Origin of the sequence: Paenibacillus xylanivorans (assembly GCF_001280595.1) — a bacterium.
GTDB lineage: Bacteria > Bacillota > Bacilli > Paenibacillales > Paenibacillaceae > Paenibacillus > Paenibacillus xylanivorans.
In genome coordinates this window covers 113020-119019 of the sequence record NZ_LITU01000036.1, presented here as the reverse complement: position 1 = coordinate 119019, position 6000 = coordinate 113020, and the positions used below count along the sequence as shown (strand labels likewise).

The 6000-nt window shown below is 47.4% G+C and carries 2 protein-coding genes and 1 pseudogene; all 3 read left to right on the top strand.

Annotated features, from left to right (window positions below; genetic code table 11):
* Positions 1 to 575 (top strand): annotated as a pseudogene (locus AMS66_RS33460) (extracellular solute-binding protein); the annotation flags it as partial.
* A 178-nt stretch (positions 576 to 753) separates the two neighbouring features.
* Positions 754 to 2769 (top strand): glutaminase family protein, encoded by a 2016-nt coding sequence (locus AMS66_RS04655; RefSeq protein WP_053779683.1) that lies wholly within the window; start codon positions 754 to 756, stop codon positions 2767 to 2769.
* A gap of 9 nt (positions 2770 to 2778) precedes the next feature.
* Entirely contained in the window at positions 2779 to 5997 is a 3219-nt protein-coding gene (locus tag AMS66_RS04650; RefSeq protein ID WP_053779682.1) for a glycosyl hydrolase, read from the top strand.
* The last annotated feature ends 3 nt before the right edge of the window (positions 5998 to 6000 follow it).

The window sequence follows — 6000 nt, the reverse complement described above, 5'->3', positions numbered from 1 at the left end:
GCAAGGGCGCATGTGTAGATGCGGCGCTAAAGTTCCTGGATTATATGGCTTCCGATGAAGGCTTCATGCTGGCGAGATACGGAGTTCAAGGCGTTCATTGGGATATGAAAGATGGTAAACCTGTCGCTAATCAAGAGTGGTTTGATAAGTTTACGGCAGATCAATCGGGAAAAGTTCGCAAGAACGAAGGCATTAGCATCGGCCTGGAATCGATTACGGGGCTTGATCGCATCAATTCCGCTGCTGGCGGAGATATCTGGGCCGATCAGGAACGTCTCGATGCCATGGAGCAAGCCCGCAAAATCCTGCGACCTAACGGCATTCAGGTGATTACAGCCTATAACCCGGGCGATGTGATTACCAAAGCGCCCGAATGGGAAATGCTGAAACCTTCGATGGACCGGATCAATGATGCCTGGAAGGAAGCAATCTTTGCGAAATCAGATGAAGCGGCGATGGGCATTATCAATGACCTTCGCGAGCAGCTCCGAAAGACCGGATATGATCAAGCCATGCAGTTCACGAACGAAAATCTGAAAGGTAAAGACGTGGTGACCGTTCAGATGCCGAACTGATGACTTCCATAATTAAGGGAGCCCGGTAACACGAAAGGCTTCGCAGCACCTTGGTAAACGAGGGAGCGAAGCCTTTCGTTGTTTTGCTTGAGCGTGAGGGTGTCCACTCTTTATGAAAAATACATCCGTGGAATTCGTTATTCTTGATATTGACTTTACTTTAAGGAGTTGTATTCATATGACGACAAATTTCAGACCTCCATCTGTACCTCTTGTAACCGTAGATCCTTATTTTAGTGTATGGTCCGCTGCAGACCATCTGTATGAAGATCATACCCGACATTGGACGAACAAAACGAATGGCATGGTTGGGCTTGCGATCATTGATGGTAAGGCCAGACGATTTATGGGGAAAGTGGCATTGCGGGATCAATCTGAATTTCAGGAGCCGGAAGCACTCGTTCAAACCGATCTGACGGTGGAGCCGGTAACGACTCGATACACCTTTCAGGGGGGAGGGATTGAACTTCAGGTCCAGTTCAACACGCCTTTATTGTTGGATGATCTGGATCTGTTATCCCGACCTGTGACGTATGTGACTTTTCAAGCAAAATCTATCGATGGGAAATCCCATCAAGTCAAGATTTACTTCGATGTCACCGGCGAATGGTGTGTACATACAACGGATCAGCAAGTGACCTGGGAACGCCACGTGATCAAGGGACAACTCAATGCAATGTCCATGGGTACAGTCGAACAGCCCGTATTGCAGCTTGCTGGTGATGATACACGAATTGATTGGGGATATATGGTTCTGGCTGTTCCTCAGACCCCTCGTATCCAGACGGTTATACATTCCGTGACAAGTCGAGAGTTGTATGTACGAACCAGTCAATTGCCGACAGAGGATGATCAGCACCAGCCGAGAGCTGTTTCCGATAACATGACGGTCATGGCAACAGAGATCAATCTGGGTGTAATACAGGAAGAACCGTTATCGCAGTACCTGATGCTTGCGTATGACGATGTTCGTGCGATTGAATACTTTCATAAACCTCTGAATGCTTATTGGAAAAGAAATGGATTGACGTTTCATGAAATGCTGCTGATGGCAGCTGATCAATATGAAGAGATCCAGCAACGATGCGACAGCTTTAATCGTGAGCTCTTGGCAGAGAGCCAAGCCGCAGGCGGTGAGAAGTACCGGGATATTCTGGCGCTTACGTACAGACAGGCGATTGCCGCGCATAAATTGGTTGCCGATGAAGCGGGAGATGTTTTATTTTTCTCCAAAGAGAACTTCAGTAATGGATGTATCGCTACAGTGGATGTCAGTTACCCGTCGATTCCATTGTTCCTGAGATATAACCCGGAACTGATCAAGGGCATGATGCGTCCGATTTATAAGTATGCCATGAGCCGTGATTGGACATTTGATTTTGCGCCTCACGACGTAGGAACTTATCCGAAAGCCAACGGTCAGGTATATGGTGAAAACAAGTTGGAAGACCAGATGCCGATTGAGGAATGCGGAAATATGCTCTTGATGGCTGCTGCGGTGAGCAAGTATGAGGGGGATATCGATTTTGCCCGTGAACACTGGGGACCTCTTACGAAATGGGCGGGGTATCTGCTTCAGAATGGACTCGACCCTGAAAACCAGCTGTGCACCGATGACTTCGCCGGACATTTGGCACACAATACAAATCTATCTATTAAGGCTATATTAGGCATTGCTGCTTATTCGTACATGTGTGACAAGCTCGGTTTGCAGGAAGGAGCCGCTTACCTTGAAGCCGCTCGGAAAATGGCGCATGAATGGATGACCATGGCAGATGCCGGGGATCACTATAAGCTGACTTTTGACAGTCCAGCCGATTCATGGAGCATGAAATACAATCTGGTGTGGGACCATCTGCTTGACTTACACCTGTTCCCAAAAGAAGTCGCTGTTAAAGAGCTTGAATACTACATGCATAAACAAAATCGCTATGGCCTGCCGCTGGATAGCCGTGAAACGTATACCAAATCGGATTGGCTGGTATGGTGTGCCTCCATGAGTTCAACACAAGCACAGTTTGAGTCATTGATCTCACCTCTATGGGATTTCATGAATGAAACCTCGGCTCGTGTTCCGGTAACGGATTGGTATGACACCATCACCACAAAGCAGATGAATTTCCAGAATCGTTCTGTTGTCGGTGGCTTCTTCATTCAATTACTCATGCAAGATTCTACAGGCAAATTCGTGTGAAGGCAGGTGATGAATGTGAATAACATTATCGAGGAAGTTTGTACGGACCTAATACAGCTAAAGCAGCAATTCGAAAACCCGGATGCAACGTATCGCCCACAGCCTTTTTGGTTTCTGAATCATGAGCTTGAGAAGCCGGAACTCGAGAGTCAGATTCAATCGATGTTTGAAGCGGGAGTCGGTGGGGTTGTGCTGCATGCGCGTCATGGTATGCAAACCCCATACCTGTCGCCAGAATTTATGGAAGTGTTGGAGTTCTGTACAACAGAGTGCGAGAAACGCAATATGGTCGTCTGGCTGTACGATGAGGATAATTGGCCGAGCGGAACTCTAGGCGGTAAGCTAACACGTGAGCATCCGGAATATCGCATGCGTTACTTAAGAATTGAGGAAAAAAGATATTCGCGAGGTCCTAAGCAGGAAGGATTGAAGCTGGACTTTGCCTCTTATGATCACAATGAGCTTATCGCCATTCTGGCTTATCGTTCCGTCCACCATGATGGGGAGTGGCTGCTCTATGATGAACCGGAAGATATCACACATTTATGGGGGCAGGATTGGAAGTCGGATACGGAGGATACTTATATCGTGCTGGCCTGTTGGTCCTGTGAAATCGCTGAAGGAATCACGTTTGCCAAAGGGTACTATCTCGATACGTTGAATCCGGAAGCCGTTCAGACCTTCATTCAAATGTCTTATGAACCGTTTCTGCCATTGCAGAAATATTTCGGTTCCACAATTCAAGGGGTATTTACCGACGAGCCAGGGCTCATGATTCATGATGGTTTCTCCGGGGTGGAAGCGATCCGAACGGTTGTTGATGATGTGGGTGCTACATTGCCGGGCATGGTCTTCGCATGGACACATGGGATGGCAAAGCGGTATCAACATGAGAATGGGTATGATCTTATCCCGCGGTTGGGCGCATTGTTATATAACATGGCAGATGGCAGCCGGTCAACGAAACAGCAATATTATGATACGATTACGCGCTGGTATGTTGAGGGCTATCATGCTGCGATTCGTACTTGGTGTGAGCGGCATGGACTGCTGTATATCGGTCATACGCTGGAGGAGCCGGTCTGGGGACAGGCTAGGTCTCAAGGCAATCAGACCCGGGTATTGCAGCAGTTCCACTACGCAGGGGTGGATTATCTGACTCCTGGAATCGGTACAAAGGAGAATCCGCATCGCATCGTGTCCGTTAAGACAGCGGCTTCTGTAGCGCAGCTGGATAGGAAGAAACGAGTGATATGTGAATCTTTTGGCGCAAGCGGTCACGGCTATTCCATGCGTCAGAGACGACTCGATGCCAATTTCATGGCATTCTTAGGTGTGAATCTGTTTATTCCGCATGCGTTTTATTATTCGTTTGCCGGGTATCGTAAGACCGATTTCCCTCCGACGGAATTCAAACATGCACCGCATTGGCCGCATTATAGAGCTTTTGCCGATTATATTGGTCGATTGAGTCTGCTAGGTGCAAGCGGTATACGAACGCCAGAGGTACTCCTGTTATCGCCTATTCATACGGTGTACCAAAATATGTTCGCATCCGGTGAATCGAATATGCATCCTTCTTCAGATGTACTGTTCTCGCTCCTGTCGGATCGCATGCTGCGCGGGTCCGTCGACTATGACTATGTAGATGAATGTCAGCTTCGCGATGCCACCCTCGTGGATGGAGAAGGGTATCGATTTGGCGGGAATGAGAATGTATATTCGATTTTGATTATGCCAGAGATTGAGGTCATGTCTAAGGACATCGCTGCACAACTCGTTTCCTTTGTGAAGCAAGGAGGCACTCTAATTGCAGTAGGAACGACTCCACAGCATAGTGAGGCCCTTCGGCAAGATCCAGAGTTGCTGAAGTATATGAGTGAGTTATTCAGTTCCGATCGTCGGCATGGGAAATTACATGCTGTTGGCAAGGGACACAGCATGTTCTATTCCATGAACGACTCTGCTCATGAAGGCGATCAGGCTGGGGATCGATTGGAAGCATTTTGTGCTCTATTATGTGATTTGTTAAGAGAACCACGAGCTATTCCCTATAAACTGATAAAAGGGCAGTCTGAAGATCTGATTAGGGTGGAACGCAAGATCGGGGATCATGTGTATGTGTGGTTTGTGAATTGGTCGGATCAGCCAGTGACCATTAAGCTTGATCCAAGAGAAAATAAGGATTACTTGGAAGAATGGGACTTGGAGAGCGGGGGAGTACGTCGGTTAGACTGTGAAGCGGTTCTTTCATTTGTGCCGGGAGAGCTGCGAGTACTATCGGTAAGACCTCATGAGCGTCCGTCCTTTCCGCAAGAACAAATGAACAATGGAGAGCGAACTTCTACGGATGTGGTAGTTCTTGATGAGAAGTGGCAGTTCAAAACTGCCGACCCCAACGTTCTTCTGCTAGATCAATGGCATGTGACGTTGAATGACCGACAGTCCAGGATGAACGCCACGATGCCTGGACAAGTGAATACGTATCGCACTAGGTTTATGATGACGCAAGAATTGATCGAGATTGTACAATCACAGAGCGATTCGGGTCATGCCGATGAGTCAGGAAAAGAACAATCGGCCAAGATTGAGTTGATTCTAGACGATGTAGAGCAGAAGATTCCATCTCATATCGGCTTTCTGTCACGTAGAAGGAATCTTGAAATCTTCGTCAATGGTATACGCCAGGAAGCATTGAAACCATCTTCTTGGCAGGACGCTTATTACGACAGTGTAGATATCACACCGCATTTGTTGGTTGGCGAGAATGAGCTGGAGATTCTGACGGTTTCTTTACTGGAACCGATGCCGGCTATTTCATTCCCAGCATTTCTGATTGGTCCATTCGCAATAGAAGATCATACTACGTTAACTTCCGATGTGGAACATGTGGCTGGAGGTTGGGGTTCTGCTGGCTATCCTTATTATTCGGGCACAGGATTTTACTCACAACATGTGGACCTGACTGATGTCAGCTTAACTGCAAATGATGAATTATGGTTGGTAGCTGAAGATATAAGGGAGACGGCATGTTTGTATGTGAATGATATTGAAGCAGGCATCCGTTTATGGCCGCCTTACCAATGGAACATAACGCCATATGTACAAGAAGGAAATAATAAAATTAACATTCATGCAGCAAACACACTGGAGAATTTATATGGAAAATCAGCACTTCCTTCAGGGATGAATGGACAGGTGAGGTTGGTGCGGCGAGCGCTAGGATAGGGA

Bases quoted from the DNA above. Each gene is read 5' to 3' on its own strand.
- AMS66_RS04655 (WP_053779683.1), top strand. From the start codon at position 754: ATGACGACAAATTTCAGACCTCCATCTGTACCTCTTGTAACCGTAGAT.
- AMS66_RS04650 (WP_053779682.1), top strand. From the start codon at position 2,779: ATGAATGTGAATAACATTATCGAGGAAGTTTGTACGGACCTAATACAG.